The sequence below is a fragment of the Aliibacillus thermotolerans genome (assembly GCF_027853235.1).
GTDB classification, from domain to species: domain Bacteria; phylum Bacillota; class Bacilli; order Bacillales; family Marinococcaceae; genus Aliibacillus; species Aliibacillus thermotolerans.
The window spans coordinates 1-1,012 of the sequence record NZ_WKJG01000001.1; the positions used below are offsets into that span (position 1 = coordinate 1).

Sequence of the window (1,012 nt, forward strand, 5' to 3'; positions counted from 1 at the left end):
ATCAATGAAATTTCAAGAAGAACTGGATTTTGTTGGTCAACGGTGAAGAAATATGCAGACAACGATCAGTTACCTGAAGAAAAAATACCTGTCAAGAAAGGAATGATGTATGAGGAAAAGTGGGGAGGGCGTGAAGAACTCCCCACCCTTCTTTCCTGCATCTGAAGCAAAGCGTTCAATCATATATTGATACGAATCTCCAATGACATCTTCTCTTCCAACCACAGAAATGTCATGTTTTGTAAAGTGCTTTTCTAAATAAAAATTGACCAAACAAAGAAAGACTTGAAGCGTCAACGCCTCAAGCCTTACCATTACACTCTAATACCCTTGCTTCAACATCCATTCTGCCACTAATTCCTCTTGGTATTGAACACTTTCTTCTGTTTCTATTGCTTCCTCATCCCACACACCTTCTAACATCATTTCTGAATCTGTCATTAGAATTGAATCATGTTTCACTCACGCTTCCATCCTTTCTTTTACCTATTAAATTTAACACTCTAAAGACAATCGCTCATATACACGTTCAGACAATGGCATTTCTTTTTCCTTGCCGCAACATGAACATTTCTTAGTAGAAGGAAACCACTTATCAATTTGCACAAGTTGCTTCCCTTGTTCTTTTAGCTTGTCCACCTACTCATTGGGCTGCGTCCTGTACATTCCTTGAGGTTGGGAGACTTCTGTCGGAAAAAGTTAAAAGATTGTAAACTGTACTTACTATTTTCATATATAAGAAAAAGCCCTATATATCAAGGGCTTCAGCATTTTTGTTATGGAGCTTCCTAGCGGGCTCGAACCGCTGACCTCATCCTTACCATGGATGCGCTCTACCGACTGAGCTAAGGAAGCTTACGTAAACATATAAATAGATAAAAAGATTGCCCGGCAACGTCCTACTTTCACAAAGGGTCTCCCCTTCATTATCATCGGCGCTAAAGAGCTTAACTTCCGTGTTCGGCATGGGAACGGGTGGGTCCTCTTTGCTATGGTCACCGGACAAGTATGA

Annotated in this window: 2 protein-coding genes, 1 tRNA gene, 1 rRNA gene and 1 pseudogene; all 5 read right to left on the reverse strand. The window is 40.5% G+C overall.

What is annotated here, in order from left to right:
* Positions 1-69: 69 nt before the first annotated feature.
* The 5 genes and pseudogenes from GJS40_RS14505 to rrf all read right to left on the reverse strand — a co-directional run bounded on the left by GJS40_RS14505 (position 70) and on the right by rrf (position 1,003).
* Complete coding sequence (locus GJS40_RS14505; RefSeq protein WP_377902069.1) at positions 70-315, reverse strand: N-6 DNA methylase; 246 nt, start codon at positions 313-315, stop codon at positions 70-72.
* Positions 316-321: 6 nt separating this feature from the next.
* Positions 322-462, reverse strand: coding sequence for a hypothetical protein (locus GJS40_RS00010; protein WP_270895176.1), 141 nt, complete (start codon positions 460-462; stop codon positions 322-324).
* Between the two features lie 54 nt (positions 463-516).
* Positions 517-633: pseudogene (locus GJS40_RS00015) on the reverse strand (zinc ribbon domain-containing protein); the annotation flags it as partial.
* A gap of 146 nt (positions 634-779) precedes the next feature.
* Positions 780-855: transfer RNA gene (locus tag GJS40_RS00020), tRNA-Thr, on the reverse strand.
* A gap of 31 nt (positions 856-886) precedes the next feature.
* Positions 887-1,003: ribosomal RNA gene (gene rrf / locus GJS40_RS00025) — 5S ribosomal RNA — on the reverse strand.
* Positions 1,004-1,012 lie beyond the last annotated feature (9 nt).